Raw genomic sequence first — 15220 nt, 5'->3', positions numbered from 1 at the left:
AATATCTCATTTTCCGTCATCCTTCATCTCTCCCCCCAGGACTCACTTACAAGGATAGACGGCTAGTAGTCATGTTAAACTGGGAAGAACCAGAAATTTCCGAACTCTCTCACAAGGAGTCCGGAAATTTCTGGTGAAACTATTGAACTATCCTCAGTTAGTTTAGCGATTCCGTACAGTCTAAAACTTTATTATTTATGGACAATAGGTATATCGGATATTCGAAGCGTTTTGGGATGACCCGGTTGACCCAGAACTAAAGCTTTCATCAATGATATCACCTGTATAAAAGGGATTATTTTGTTACCAACTGATCACTTCGCGATCTCTAAAAAACTTGCCGGTCATTCCTACATCGCCCGTCGCCAGCCAAACAGCCGTATCAGCCCCTTGCTCAACCGATCTCGGAGCGGCGGCAGTGCCCATATCGGTACGAACCCATCCCGGACACATCGAATTTACCGTGATTCTGCTGCTACTTATGTCTCCTGCCAATTTTATCGTAAGCGCGTTCAGGGCAGTTTTGGACATACTGTATGCAAAATTCCCTCCATACCCGCCCATACCTTCATTTAAAGCTCCCATGCTGCTGGATACATTGACGATTCTGCCGTCTGCACTGCTTTGCATTAAAGGTATGAGCACTTGCGATAAGAGAAGCGGGCCGTACACATTCGTTTCCATCGTAGTTCGAACTGTATCCAAATCGATATTTGTCGTATCCTTATTACCATCGATATTGATACCTGCATTATTGACCAGAATATCAACGACTCCGAATTGCTCCTGCATGTCGTCAGCCAACTTGTGGATACTGGACTCGTTAGTCATTTCAAGCTGGTGAAAATGAACGTCAAGCCCTTCCTTCTTCAATTTGTCGCAGGTAGCCCTTCCTTGATCTTCTTTGCGAGCCGTCATGATGACGGTGACACCAAGCTTGCCTAGCTGTTTGGCAATTTCAAACCCGATGCCCCGATTCGCTCCTGTAATGATTGCAATTTTCCTTTTCATATGGATGTCCTCCTCATTTTCATCTTCTTTAGACATGTAAACCAACTAGTTTCATGCTTAATGACCAAAAACTTTCATTTGTCGCTTCATCATTTGCTCCAGGCGACGTTTTCACTCTTCTCGCTTTTAAAATATTGCCCGAACTTAAACTGTATAAAGCTCGGCATTTGCTTGAGCAAGCTCGACTTGATCAGTCCGGGGTGCAAGCCGTTGATCTTCACATCCGTACCTTCCAGACGCTTAGCCATTTTCTTCGCAAAAACGATATGATGCCTTTTTCTGAAAGACTGAGCATTTTTCTGTCCGGCAGGCGACTCCGTAAAACTAAACTGGTAAACCCACGTGCAAATAATTTACTTGAAATTGCTATCCCGATACTGGGCATCTGTAACTATAACTATTTTATTTTAATGTCATCACCCCCTTCATTAATTAATTGACTCATTGCGTGTCGGAACCTACCTCCTCACCGGCTAGGTGGGAAAGCCCGACATGAAGTGCGTCCCGCACGCCACGCCAAATCCGTGAACCTAAGGGTTGAACAGGCTTGGATGGATGAAAGGGGCGGCTGAAGTCCCGGCCGCTCCTTTCTCGATTGTCACCTCAGGACTTCAGCCAGGCATCTTGGCCGCGTAGTCGAAAAGATATGGGTGCGTTTGGGCTAACAGTGGGAGAACTTTCTGCCAGTCCCGCCCCGCCAACCACTCGGCGGTAACCGAATTCTAAGTCATCTATGAGCATGATCTTGCCAATAGTCCCCCTTACACCAAATAAAGTAATAATCATGGAGGCTTCTTTCTTTTATGTGCTTATTTTAAGCACAATTTATTCTAATAAAAAGTTGCATATGAATCTGCAACTTATTGTTAGCTATTTAGCTTTATTACTCTTTAAAGAATTGGACTCGATCCATTAATTGAGCAATCGTGTAACTTCGCAAATACTCAATTGTCTTTAATTCGGCTTCCTGAAGAATCTTTTCAAGTTCAACATCTAACTGTTCAACATCTAACTTTTCTCCATCATCTCCGCAATCCACTTTAAATTCAGCATCATTCGAAATACTACTTATTGCTTCATATATATCGCCTATTGTAATCTCTGCTGAAGATTTTCTTAAGAAATATCCACCCTCCCGTCCACCTTTTGATTCAACAATACCGGCATTGTTCAATGACTGCATAACTCTGCGGATAAAGGTGGCATGGGAATCGACTTGTCTCGCTATCAACGCACTGCTTATCATGCTGCCACTTTTGGCTAGCCAAACAATGGCCTGAATCGCTATTTTTAGACGAGGGGGACCAATGTAAACACCCCGAGACGCTGTACTCAATATTCTCCCTCCTTCTCAATTTAAATTGCAACCTTGATAAGCACATTATACGCAAAGAAACATCTATACACAAGGGGCTTTTAAATTTTAGTAATTGATTCTTGTCACGTTGAGTGAAATCCCTATTTTTCGTAGAGAACAATTAATGCATACTGCCCATTAGCCATACATGCAATGAGGCTTAACCATCATCATACGATGATGGTTAAGCCTCTGTAAAACAAAAGTTATAATGAGAAGAGAATATTATTAATTACAACTGCAGCTTGCGCACGGGTTGATTTAGACTTTGGTAAAAATTTTCCATTACCCATTCCACTTATTATTCCAGCAGTTTGCATTGCAGTAACGCCTTCTAACGCATATGAAGAAATGCTATTTGCATCTACAAATCTTAATGGGATTTCACTATCTGATGTCAGCCCAGCATATGTCATTACTTGATAAGCCATTATAGCCATATCTTGTCTCGTGATTTCATCTTGTGCACCAAAGCTGCCATCCGGTCTGCCTTTAACAATACCTAACCGTTGTGCTGTTGCAACCTCATCATAGCACCATGTGCCTATTTTGATATCTGAAAAGGTCGTTGTTGCATTACTATCGGTTAGTTCAAAAACATTCATCAGCATCATAATGAATTCAGCTCTCGTCACTTTATCATCCGGCTTGAACTTCCCATCCCCCGTTCCGATGATAACGCCCCTTGCAGCCAAAGCCTCAATCGGCTCTTTCGCCCATTCTTTTGTTACATCTTGGAAGTTCACTTCCTTAAAAGCTACTGCAAACTTACCCAATCGCTTAGGCTTGAATTCTATCTCACCTGTTTTTTTGTTGAATTTACCACTCATTACAATTTCAAAATCCCCATTATCCCTGATTTGATAGATGATCATCTTATTCGGTTGCTCGCCTGACTTCAATTCGCATGGTATTGTCACTTGAACGTCGTTTCTCCCATCAAGTTCACTTACCTTCCTACCATCAATTTCTAAATTGAAACTATAAACCGGTCTATCGCTCAATTGAGCTTGTATCTCCGGTGATAGGCTGGATGGGTTCACTTTAGTCACAGAAACCTTTACATTCTTTGCTTTTGCTGAACTCTTAGAAATCAACTTTGAAGATACATTTAATGTAGCTAAACCTGTCTCGATTTCGAAATTATTAATCCGAGTATTTACATCACTTAACAATACATCTACAGAAAATTCGATTTCAATTTCATTTATACTTTCAATTGCCTCTACTTTAATTTCAAGTTTGTCTCCATCTGTTTGTTTGAGTGCACGCTTAACAGTTTCAGTGTTCAGTTGAACAGTTGCTTTTCCATTAGCATTGATCGTTGGTTTCACCCTTATTTTACCGTTATTTACCTCAGCATTGTCTTGTATGCTTCCTAAAGAGTTCTCTTCTCCAGCCTTGTTTTGTATACTTTCTAAAGAGTTTTCTTTTTCGCTTGATTTTCCGTTTCCTGGCTTTTTCTCCTCTTCTTCTATTACTACACGAACGCGTCCCAGATTCTCAATTCGTGTAAAAGGTGATTCCTTGTCACCATCACGCTGTGCGGTCACTCTTAGAGCTGGGTAGTAGGTTCCTGGCTTGGTATAGGTATAGTATACCGACTCCGTTACCGAAGCTTTGGGTGTTCCAAGAGATAACTCCTTGTAGTTACCTGTACCTTCGAAGTCCCATTCGGTTTTCACAACCTTGCCGTAACCAGGAGGGACCGCAGCTTTTCCTTGGAAGGTGACACGTTGGCCGGCCTTAACATGAATTTTAGTAGTGCCGTTAACAAGTAAATCGACGACCGGCTGTATCCCCTTACGTTCTGCAGCACTCTCCGGCAACTTGATCTGACCGTCGACTACCTTGTATTGGGTTGACTCTGCAGGAGCTACCCCCTGTTCTACCCAAGCGCTTAGGTCACGAAGTGCCTGTTCGAGAATGCCGTCGTATTGTACAACAGTATAAGTGCTTGCCCCATTATCGTAATGGTCCGCATTATCGTTGAACCAGACACGGAAATGATCATTGAAGCTTTCACCGAAGTGTGCCTTCATCCTTGCACTATACCAGTCCGAATGCCACGGGAAAGATCCCACATCGAGCAGGTTTGAGATAAGGATGACTTTTCCTTGGATATGCCCGTTGTGTGAGCCACCTCCTGCAACACCACTCATGATCATGGGGCCAATCTCCATAGGACGCTGAGGATAAATAGGAGTTCCATCAGCTGCTCTGAATTGATCCCAGGAATAAAAGTTTGGTCCGCTCGGAACCTGGTGACGATGGTACGATAGCAACGCAAGGTGCCATCGGTTGTCGATATGTAATTTGGCACCGCTTTCTAGGGCGCTTAATACGCTACTGGAGTTCCCGCTCCCCAACGTGAAGACTTTCTTAGTCGGATCAAGTGAACCTTTCAGTATCCCGACCTTTGTCGTTTCGTCAGCTGTATAAAGTGTGTAATCCGCACCGGTTCGAGGCAGTGTCGATGGTGTATTATCAAGAGAAAAACTTGTCGGTACATTCTGCTTGTCCCGGCTAACCTGAGTAATGGTGGCCAATTGATCAATCTTGGCGCTGCGGAACAAATCTCCGAGATCCGATTGTTCCGTACCCAGGTAGCCTGGCTTGTTCCAGAAATCTTCGACATATGTGCTATCCATTGATTTAATCGTGTCTCCGAAACCAAAGAGGAGACTCTGAAGATCGTTCAGGCTGAGCACCCCATCCAACCCTCTTAAAGGAACTCCCAACTTCGTTACCTCTTGCAGTACTGCCTTCTCCATGTCATTCAAACTGGAGTAAGGGTCACCGTTGCCTCCCGGGCCTAATGCATCCTTTATCTGTAAAGCCTTGTCTCCGAGCACGAAGTTCGCATAGGCCAGTATAAATGCATTGTTTGGGATGGACGTCGGTACAACCGGGACAAATGGCACTGCACCGTCCCACACTCCCTTAGTATTTTCAATAGCACCAATCGTCTGAAGAGAGCCTCCGCTCCCACCGTATATATATCCATAGATATAATCGTCAGTGTCGTAGTAATCCGCTGCGTACACCTTAGAGAACTTTGCCGCGGCTGCATCAATTCGGTATCCGCTACTTGCATTCGTCTGAACCGTATAAGCTCCGCTGGCTGCGCCGAAAGCAATATGACTATCAAAGGCATTCTCATCATAAAGCGGATATACTTTCTGGAAGAAGCGGCCCTTCCACTGTTCTTTCGGCGGTAAGTAGAAGTTGAACTTCGCATCAGTACCCTCAAAGTGGCCTGACACTTTGTGATGCGGAACTGGAGATGTGAGATCAACCTCCCTATCAATAACTGGATTGTTATACTGTGGGTCGATACACGCTGCCGTGATCCACAGAGGCCCTCCCGTTTCTTGCGATATGCATTCCTGTGGTGAAGGTGAACCTGGTGCTCGCGTCACGATCACCCTATACAGTTTCGTTGTCACTCCTTCTTGTCCCGTTACTTCGATGGTGATGATGTCATTATTATCATCACTCAAGATAATTGGTTCGCTTGCCTGACTGCTTGCAACAAATTTCCCGTTTACTTTCATTGTGGCGTTGCTGTCATAGACGCTGGCTGTTACCGATATACTGGTTACATCATAAGGAACATTAACACTATATTCGGTTGTTTCAGATGCAAAAGCAGGAGTCAGCGTGCCGCTCGATAACATCAGTCCGCTCAAATCTACATTTTCCACTCTCTCATAATCGCCAATTGAGGCATTAGCCACATTATCATTTATAGCTAATAAAAAACTTGAATCTGCGCTGATTTGCGTCGTATTTGCTACCAAAAATAATAGTGCCGCTAAAATTGCACTTGTAATTTTACTTTTCTTCATTAATTATTCCCCTTCCTTTCGCTACACTCCAGGTATAAATGAAATCCCTTAACATAAGCGTTTCCGTCTCGTTGTAATCGTTTTCATTTTTATCTATATTAAAAGGAACACTGTTACGAACATAAAAATCCGTTTGGACTCTGTACTTCCATTTATTAATTTCGCTGCTGAACAAATTGCATAGATGTACAAAGCACGTTAGAAAATCGAGGTGTTTTCCCGTTGGATTAAGCAACACCTCAATATTCCTACGTTGTTTGTTGCCTCCGAAAATGACGTTTACGGTCAACTATTCTCCGCTTTGAATAGTTTCATCGTTTTATCTCATATTGGTGGCTGCTTTATTTTACTCTTCCACTTTTTCACACTACTATCATGATATAACTTCCATCAGCATATCTTTTGCTAATACCTTATTACTATCAGTTTTCTTGATGTACCTATAGTTATCTGTATTAGTAATTACTATAGAAGTTATAACTTCATATCCCTCCTTTTTAATAGCTTCCATATCAAATTCTACTAATAGATCTCCGATATTAACCCTATCTCCTTCATTTACATGAGGTACAAAATGTTTGCCTTTTAAAGCAACTGTATTAATGCCTATATGAATTAAAATCTCAGCTCCATTGTCGGTCCTCAATGCAATAGCATGCTTAGTAACAAAAAACGCTGCAATTTCCCCTTTAACTGGTGAAAAGACTTGACCTTTAGACGGTTCAATTGCTATTCCCTTTCCCATTAATTCTTCAGCAAATGTGATGTCATTTACTTCACTAAGCTTTTTAACTTCACCACTTAATGGACTATATATTATTTCCGATTCTTGTTTATTATTAATTATTACTGCATCTTCTTTAACTATTTCTTTTTTATCTTGTGTATTAAACATGTTCTTAATAAAATTTGAAAAACTCATAAGAATCCATCCTCTGTAATTTTATCAATTAAATTCAGGAAAATATCTCACTTAAAAACGCTTTAGACCGAAGCTATAATAATACTGTTAGTAAAGCACTAAATTAACAGAACCAGTAATGCCAGTTGGTTCATGTATAAGATACTGTGAAAAATAGTCCTTCTGCTCTTTTTCTAAAGTATTCGTCACTTCAATTACTAAATTATTACTCCCCTTTTTTAAGTAATTGCTTACTTCAAATTTATATGGTGGGCATATTTTACTTCCAACATGGCGGTTATTAATGGAAATGTTCACTACTTCATAGGCATCTTTTATCAATATAAATGCATTTTCAAAGTTTTTACTTATATTGAAGTCTATTTCGTATCTAACCGTACCCGAAAAATCAGGGTATAAATTCGGTGCTGCTAAGTTAACTAGTTTATCTAATACTGTAGTCGTTTCAAAATCAGGATATTTTTCAGAGGTAGATAACGAGATTTTCCACTCACCACTGAGCTCCTGAATATCAATCTGCTCGTTATCCGTTAATATAGATTCGGTCCTACCACTTATGTTTTTACTAAAAATAATTATTTTAGATTCATATTTTTCAAGGTTTAATTTAAATTTGCTGCCTTTTTGAGTTCTCTCTACATTTATATTAAGAACTTTATTTTCAAAGGCATCATATATATATGCATCTAAGTTAAGAGGAACTTCAACCACTGTATCAATAGAATGATATGGATGTTCATTAAAGAACATAAATACATCTCCATCTTGATGAGTATAGTGATAATATCTTAAGTATGGTTGCTGATCATAAACTTGGATATCATAAATACCTGAATTTTTTAAATCAATTACTAAATTATCAAGTCTTACTACTTTACAGTTTTCAACTTCTTGCAATTTCCGAAGTTCCTTATCAATATTAATCCCTTCACTAGAAGCCTTTGGAAGATCATCTATAAAATAAATTTTAAACCCAGCCTCTAAGTAAACTAATAATTTTTCCATTAATTTTTTAGGTAAAGATTCAGAATATGGTATGATTAGCCCTGAAAACGATTCTTTATTTATAATAAGCTTCTTATCTTTAATTTCAGACGTAATTAATATATCAGTGGGCAATATATCAAAATCAATTTGATTTTGCATTAACTCTTTAGCTGGTTTTTGTAATAGCATATATTCACCTGACCACTCTGCTTCACCATGATATAAAACAGCTACGGGTGCTACATGTAACCCATCAGTCAGCAAATGGCTAATCTTATTCGTATAATCATTTAAAATCTTCATGTATCTAAACTGTGGATTTTTACCATGAGCATAAAAGTGAGGTGGACAATCTAAATCTGGAAATTCTTTTGGCGAAAATGCATGTGGTACAAAATAATTAACTCCTCTAACAAGCATATGATCCGTTATCCATTTCATTAGCTTTAATCCTTCACCCCATCCATACGCTCCAAAAACTTCACACATTGTGCGTCCGTTTTTCTTTTCATCAATATGGGCTAAAGATGCTCCCATTTTTGCCAATGCATAGTGGAAGAACTCACCATCCCAACCTGATGATGTAGATGATTTAAAATAGCCTTTATCCATTCCAGGCAATATTTGATGTAATACTACATCTAGCCCTGACATATCTTGTTCCCATAAGCTTCTATAAAAATGACCTGCTCCATAGCCTAATCTGGCATGTGCATTATTATCCTCTATTACATGCCCAATATATTCAACATTATTGGCTCTGCACCATTCCCCCAACTTTTGGGTAAAATTTTCAGAATATAGCTTAGTTATCATATCCATATATAAATATCTAATTTTATTTTCTTTTGACTTTCCATTCGCCCATAACAAGGGTAAATATTTAACAACCTCTTCTGAAGTACTTTTTTGCAATATGTCTATCAGATCTTCTCTCCATGGTAATACCATGTCAAATCTTCCAATTGAAGCGTTTGGTCCTTTCACATTTCCAAAACGTGGTTCATCCGAAAAAAAACCAGCAATAGTTGTTCCGAAATCTTCTTTATATCTACTTAAGTGTGCTTCATAAACCGTATCAATTAATACTTGTGTTCCTCTTGGATCAATTGGATTCAAATAACCTTCTGTAGACTTTTCTCCACCATTGAAGGTTTGTACAATAGTGAAAATTCTCCAATCTCCTTCTGGAATATCAAAGTAAACAACACCATTAATTATGTTGTCTGATATATCGCATAAAGTATCAGGATCTATTTCATCAATGTTAATTATCTTAGCTGCAATTACTCCTATAATTTTATCTTCCAAACCAAATTTGCTTGTTTCATTTCTAGATTTTTCTACTCCAACGTTCATTACAGCATCTCTTGAACCATTAGCTGCCCACTTTACCATAATTCCTGCATCTTTATATGGACCTATAAAATCTTGTTGATGGATCTTTAGAAATAATTTTTGTAGATTTGGATATTCCTTTTTAATTCTTCCATTGGCATAACCTGTTGGAAAATGAGAATCATCTAAAATCCAAACTTTCATATTGCGTTTTCTTGCCTCATCCATAATTACGTCCATATCTTCCCACCATTTAGGTCCCAAAAAATCAGGATGAGGACGTGATTCCACACATACAGCTTTTATTCCGGATTCATTAATTTTTTTCATATATTCACGCAATATACCTTCTTCTTCACCATGCTGCCAGAAGAACGGCATTATATAATTACTTTCCCTATTTTCTAAAACCTCATCCAATTTCCTCATATATTATCTTTCCCTTCTTGATACCATCTACTAATCACTTTTTTATGTAAGTAGTATCAATACTTTAGTCTTTTAAAATATCAAAATAAAAGAAAATAACTAACCAAATCTAACATAAAATAAGCTTATTCGTTTCTAACATTGAAAATAGGGTCTTTATATATTTGATTCTCCTACTTTCAGTGTTGTTACTGATAAATCATTTTCATTTCACCTACAATAGCTAATACTTCTGTGACAGTTTTTTTGTATTAACGATCTCTATGAATAAATGATAACATCTGCTCAAATACTCTAAAATATCAGATCAACACGTATTTACTGACCTATCTTAATATTTTTCCTGTGTTAAACTACTTTCTACTTAAAGCAAAAATAACTCTAAGAAATATATCTATATGTAGTGTGCTTTTTGTGATCCTAATATTGCTTTTTGATTAGCCATGAGTTCTTTCTTTAAGCACAATAAAACCTAAACACTGATACAATAATTTGTAGTATCAATGCTTAGGTTTTGGTGTCGTCCAGTATATCTTTTAAGGCTTCTATAAATATCAGCTAAGTTTTTTCTGATAAAGCACACGGAAAAGGTTCTGAATTAAAGGCGCGTCAGCTTTTTAATATTCAAATAACGTTAAAAGTTATGGTAGACCTGCACCTGGAATCTCTACATCAACAATCTCAATTCGAGAGCCACGTTTACTCTGAGCGGCCTCAGGATTACTTAAGGTATCTACATCTAATTCATTATGCGCATCTACTGTGACAATGAATAATGTCCTGAGATCCGGCCCTCCCAACATGCATGCTAAAGGTGTAGTTGATACCTTTATGCGGTGAGTTACTTCGCCACCTTCACGTAAACGAATTACCTCACCCCTATTCGGAGTAGCAGCCCAGATAGCGCCTTCAGCGTCAAGAGAAATCCCATCAGGACCGGTTTCCATATGTGCCCAGACACGACGTCCTGTTAGTGATCCATCATCCTCAATATTGAATGCAACGAGCTGTTTAGCAAACGTGTCAGCCGCTATGAGCATACGTCCGTCAGGAGTAATGACCATTCCATTGGGACAAATCATTTCATCAGCTACAACACGTACATCCCCTTCTGGGGTAACCAGGGTTATCCATGCTTCTACTTCTTGGCCAGGCTTATAAGACCGTACGTCATAACCATAACTACCAACGTAAGCATGTCCCTTATGATCTACTACCATGTCATTAATACCCACCGCTAACTTGCTAAGGTCTGCTACTACCGACAGCCCACTCGGATCCTGTCGCAATATTCGGCAATCTCCTGAAACTATAAGCAACCGACCATCAGGAAGCCATCCTAATCCTGATGGCAAGGTTGGCACATCAACAACAATCTCAGCCTTGCCGTTGATGTCAACACTCATCACCTTTTTTCCAAATATATCCGAAAACCAGAGTTTACGCTCGTGCCAGCGTGGACTTTCACCCCACACCAGTTCATCCAAAAGAGTTTTAGTTTCATATTTCATAATATACATCTCCTTATCAATATACATTACTTCCAGAAACAAAAGATTAACTTGGATTTATTTACAATATGAACTTAGGATAATATTGCGCAGCTTTCTAGTAAGTGTAGTCGTTCCCGCATCTTTTTTTTGCATCATGAATAGGAATGTTAAATCGTCCTCTGGACAATTACAAAAATATGCCCCAAGCCAACCATCCCATCCATATTCCCCAAGGCATCCCAAATCTCCAGCTTTACTGCAATCTGTCATTACACGCATTAAGTTTCCATAACTGTGTCCACTTAACGTTAGCCATTCGTCAAAGCTTTTCTGCTGCTTCCCATTTAAAGTTCCTGACGTTAAGTATTTCACTGTTTTAGGTCGCAAAATCTGAACGTCGTCAAGGCTTCCTCCATTCATAAGCATTCTAGTAAATTTTGAGTAATCATCTATTGTAGACGCGAGTCCTGCTACTCCAGATTCAAATGCCGGATCCATATCCATCTGATTAATAATACCTAAATTATTCCCAGTATAAGGCTGTAATTCACCTAGCCCATTGTCTGCATATGCTTTTACAAGACGGTGCCTTTTTTCTGATGGTATCCAAAAACCAGTATCCCACATTCCCAGTGGTTCAAATAATTCCTTCTTTAAAAATTCTCCGTATCTTATACCACTAGCTATTTCTATAACAGCTCCGAGTACATCTGCAGAGGTCCCGTATTCCCAAGAAGTCCCAGGTTGAAAGGCAAGGGCGCACTTTCCTAGTTTGTTCATAGCTTCTACAGTACTCATTGGAGAATCCCCTAATAGCCTGTTCTTCATCTCTATGAATAATGCTTCTGTGTCCCGACCGGCTTTGTTATCCCCGCCGTAAACCAAGCCTGAGGTCATTGAAAGCAAATCTTTTAAATTCACTTCCCGTACCGCCGGAACCAACTTGTCTCCTTCATCAACCATCTGATTTTTAAAACTAGGAATATACTTGCTTACTGGATCATATAAATCAATGTCACCTCGTTCTAGTAGTATCATTACTCCAGCAGCTGTAACAGGTTTAGTCATAGAATACAGTCTGAAAAGAGAATCTCTTTTTATTGGAATCCTAGCTTCCTTATCTGCCCAACCATCTTCGTGGTAGAAAATTTCTGTTCCATCTTTGATAATCATTAAATTCCCACCGGCTATGTAATCACTGTCTATGCTATTTCTTAAAGCTTTTTTTATTTGGCTAATTTCTGTTTTATCGATCATTTTGGATTCCCCTCCATTTTCCTACTCTTTACTGTTACTTTGCTTTTATGCAACAATTATTAAACAAGATATAGCAGATTACTATCAACCTGCTATATCTTACTAATTTCATATTTAATTTAATTTTCGGAAACGTATTCACTGATTTTATAAGAGGCGTAAAATTCCCTATTCTTACTTTGCGTGTAGCCATCTTCTAAAATATAGACATTCGTTTTTAAGCGGATATCCTCAGAAGAAGAGCCAATCATCACATCAAATTCCCCTGCTTCTATCTTCCATTTCATATCTTCATCTAAGAATGCAAATTGACTAGGATCAATATAGAAATCTACTTTTTTCTTTTGTTTAGCTTCTAAAGGTATTCTGCAAAATCCAACCAATTCTTGTGCTGGTCTAACTAAAGATGCAACTTTATCACATACATAGACCTGGGCAATTTCAATTCCAGCTTTATCCCCTGAGTTTTCTACTTCAAAACTAATATGAATCTTCTCAAATGGTTTTATCTTTGATTTTTCTGTTTGTAGATTATGATAAGCAAATGTAGTATACGATAAACCATAACCAAAATAATATCTTGGAGTATGGGGAAGATCAATATATCTAGTAAATGGTGAACCGGTTTGAACATGATAACTTGATCCCTGACTATGATTATAATAAAGTGGCGCTTGAGCCGAACTATATGCAACAGAAACTGGAAGTTTACCGCTTGGATTATTTGTACCAAGAATTGCTTCTACAATAGCTTGACTGCCAAACTCCCCAGGGTTCCATGCTTCAATAATCGCAGAAGCATATTGATCAGCAGCATTACTAGATATAGGCCTTCCATCTAAATGAACAACTATAAAAGGAATTCCACTCTCGCCTAATTTCACTAAAAACTCTTCTTGGCATTGAGGAAGATTAATACTACTTGAGTCAATCCCTTCTCCTGTTGAGCATGATGTTCCCCATCCATATTTTCCGCCAACCGTAACAATCGTAACATCAGATTCTTTTGCAAGTTTTAACGCATCTTCATGATGACGAGTATCATTCCCTACATAAGGATAACCATACTGATATTGAATGTCAGAGTTTGGACAACATTGCTTAAACTGTTCTAAAATATTTTTACAATGCTTGTAAGCTTTACTTGCAACTTGTTCAAGCTTTGGAATTTCTACATCAATAATACTTCCTGGATATGTGTCTTTCTTTTTATTTCTCCAAAGCACGTCATCTGTTTGTACTTCAATACCTGCCATCGTATTTCTAGCACCCATAGCAAGTTCTAATACGCTACCATATGAATACCCACCGAATAAGCTTCTTGTAGAGCTTGCATTATGTCCAATTATAGCTATTTTTTTATCGGCTACATCTAATGGTAAAATCCCATTATTCTTAAGAAGAATTAATGATTCTCTGGCATATTTCAAACTAACTTTTTTGGATTCTTCCTTGTTGAATACTTCATTTATTTTTTCATGTGAAGAAGGAAATGGATTTTCAAAAATTCCGAGTCTAAACTTTTCAGTTAAAACTCTTAATACAGTTTCATCTAGAAGCTGAATATTTATTTTACCTTCTTCTAATAATTGAATTAAATTGTCCCCATAAGCACTTGGTGTTGGTAATTCTAAATCAAATCCAGCATTCAATGCTTTTACTGCAGCTTCATTCTTTCCTTCACAGACTTTCATTCGTGTAAAAAGCTCTTCAATAGAAGCATAGTCTGCAACAAGTAGCCCATTAAAACCCATTTCTTTTCTCAATAGGTCCTGCAATAAATATTTAGATGCAGCTACTGGCTCACCATTTACACTTCCGTATTGATTCATGACTGATCGAAGATTTCCTTTGCTAATTGCAGATTGAAACGGCTTTCCGAAAATCTCCTGCAACTCCCTCTCAGGAACATTAGTCGCTGCTGCATGTATTCCGCCTTGTCCAGCATGATAACCAATAAAATGCTTGCTAGTAGCCATAATATTATATTCATCATTTTCTCCAGAATTTTGGATACCTACAACATATGAAGTTCCTAGTGCAGAAACAAGAGTAGGGTCCTCTCCATAACTTTCTCCCTGACGACCTAAGCGCGCATCTCGAGTGACATCAAGAACTGGAGCTAATGCATGTTTAATTCCAACTGCACTCATTTCTTTTCCAATTATTTTCCCTGCTTCATACTCAAGTTCTGGATCCCAGGCAGAGCCTCTGCCAATGCCTGTAGGAAAACTTGTTGCCTCTGGCATCAATGCTCCAGTTAATCCTTCAATATGAAAAAGAGCAGGTATATCAAATCTACTACGTTCCATTACTTTTGTTTGATAGTCTCTAAGTTTATCGGCCACCATTTCTTTCGAATCATCCCATGCAGCAGCCAAAAAAGCTATTGCACCAACTCCAAGATGAAATGAATTTTCTAAATTCGGTCCATTTTTATCCTTCGGGTTATAGCATTGCAACTGAGCAACCTTTTCTTCTATGCTCATTCTATAAATTAAATCCTTAGCACGCTCTTCTGCAGATAATGTTGCATCTTTATATCCAAATTTATTCATCGATAAATCCTCCTTTT

At 38.6% G+C, this 15220-nt stretch carries 9 protein-coding genes; all 9 read right to left on the bottom strand.

Annotation, left to right across the window (positions count from 1 at the left end; translation table 11 throughout):
- Window positions 1-303: 303 nt before the first annotated feature.
- The 9 genes from BAZ21_RS22535 to BAZ21_RS22490 all read right to left on the bottom strand — a co-directional run bounded on the left by BAZ21_RS22535 (window position 304) and on the right by BAZ21_RS22490 (window position 15203).
- A complete protein-coding gene (locus tag BAZ21_RS22535) occupies window positions 304-1011 on the bottom strand; it encodes an SDR family oxidoreductase (RefSeq protein ID WP_068505162.1) in 708 nt (235 codons plus the stop codon).
- Window positions 1012-1100: 89 nt separating this feature from the next.
- Complete coding sequence (locus BAZ21_RS29145; protein ID WP_176718197.1) at window positions 1101-1259, bottom strand: hypothetical protein; 159 nt, start codon at window positions 1257-1259, stop codon at window positions 1101-1103.
- 635 nt (window positions 1260-1894) lie between these two features.
- Window positions 1895-2347, bottom strand: coding sequence for an RrF2 family transcriptional regulator (locus tag BAZ21_RS22525; RefSeq protein ID WP_068505160.1), 453 nt, complete (start codon window positions 2345-2347; stop codon window positions 1895-1897).
- A 227-nt stretch (window positions 2348-2574) separates the two neighbouring features.
- A complete protein-coding gene (locus tag BAZ21_RS22520) occupies window positions 2575-6219 on the bottom strand; it encodes an S-layer homology domain-containing protein (RefSeq protein ID WP_068505159.1) in 3645 nt (1214 codons plus the stop codon).
- 373 nt (window positions 6220-6592) lie between these two features.
- The gene (locus BAZ21_RS22510; RefSeq protein ID WP_068505157.1) at window positions 6593-7141 is read right to left on the bottom strand and encodes a PTS sugar transporter subunit IIA; all 549 of its coding nucleotides are present in this window, start codon (window positions 7139-7141) and stop codon (window positions 6593-6595) included.
- Window positions 7142-7228: 87 nt separating this feature from the next.
- Window positions 7229-9895, bottom strand: a complete 2667-nt coding sequence (locus BAZ21_RS22505; RefSeq protein WP_068505156.1) for a glycosyl hydrolase — start codon at window positions 9893-9895, stop codon at window positions 7229-7231.
- Between the two features lie 641 nt (window positions 9896-10536).
- The gene (locus BAZ21_RS22500) at window positions 10537-11406 is read right to left on the bottom strand and encodes an SMP-30/gluconolactonase/LRE family protein (RefSeq protein ID WP_068505155.1); all 870 of its coding nucleotides are present in this window, start codon (window positions 11404-11406) and stop codon (window positions 10537-10539) included.
- Window positions 11407-11463: 57 nt separating this feature from the next.
- Window positions 11464-12645 (bottom strand): serine hydrolase domain-containing protein, encoded by a 1182-nt coding sequence (locus BAZ21_RS22495; protein ID WP_068505154.1) that lies wholly within the window; start codon window positions 12643-12645, stop codon window positions 11464-11466.
- 119 nt (window positions 12646-12764) lie between these two features.
- Window positions 12765-15203 (bottom strand): glycoside hydrolase family 3 N-terminal domain-containing protein, encoded by a 2439-nt coding sequence (locus BAZ21_RS22490; protein WP_068505153.1) that lies wholly within the window; start codon window positions 15201-15203, stop codon window positions 12765-12767.
- Window positions 15204-15220: the final 17 nt, after the last annotated feature.

It is taken from the genome of Paenibacillus kribbensis, assembly GCF_001705305.1.
Lineage (GTDB): Bacteria > Bacillota > Bacilli > Paenibacillales > Paenibacillaceae > Paenibacillus > Paenibacillus kribbensis_B.
This window is presented reverse-complemented; position numbering and strand designations above follow the sequence as displayed.

Coding starts and splice junctions, on each gene's coding strand:
- BAZ21_RS22535 (WP_068505162.1), bottom strand. CDS start 1,011: ATGAAAAGGAAAATTGCAATCATTACAGGAGCGAATCGGGGCATCGGG.
- BAZ21_RS29145 (WP_176718197.1), bottom strand. CDS start 1,259: ATGGCTAAGCGTCTGGAAGGTACGGATGTGAAGATCAACGGCTTGCAC.
- BAZ21_RS22520 (WP_068505159.1), bottom strand. CDS start 6,219: ATGAAGAAAAGTAAAATTACAAGTGCAATTTTAGCGGCACTATTATTT.
- BAZ21_RS22510 (WP_068505157.1), bottom strand. CDS start 7,141: ATGAGTTTTTCAAATTTTATTAAGAACATGTTTAATACACAAGATAAA.
- BAZ21_RS22505 (WP_068505156.1), bottom strand. CDS start 9,895: ATGAGGAAATTGGATGAGGTTTTAGAAAATAGGGAAAGTAATTATATA.
- BAZ21_RS22500 (WP_068505155.1), bottom strand. CDS start 11,406: ATGAAATATGAAACTAAAACTCTTTTGGATGAACTGGTGTGGGGTGAA.
- BAZ21_RS22495 (WP_068505154.1), bottom strand. CDS start 12,645: ATGATCGATAAAACAGAAATTAGCCAAATAAAAAAAGCTTTAAGAAAT.
- BAZ21_RS22490 (WP_068505153.1), bottom strand. CDS start 15,203: ATGAATAAATTTGGATATAAAGATGCAACATTATCTGCAGAAGAGCGT.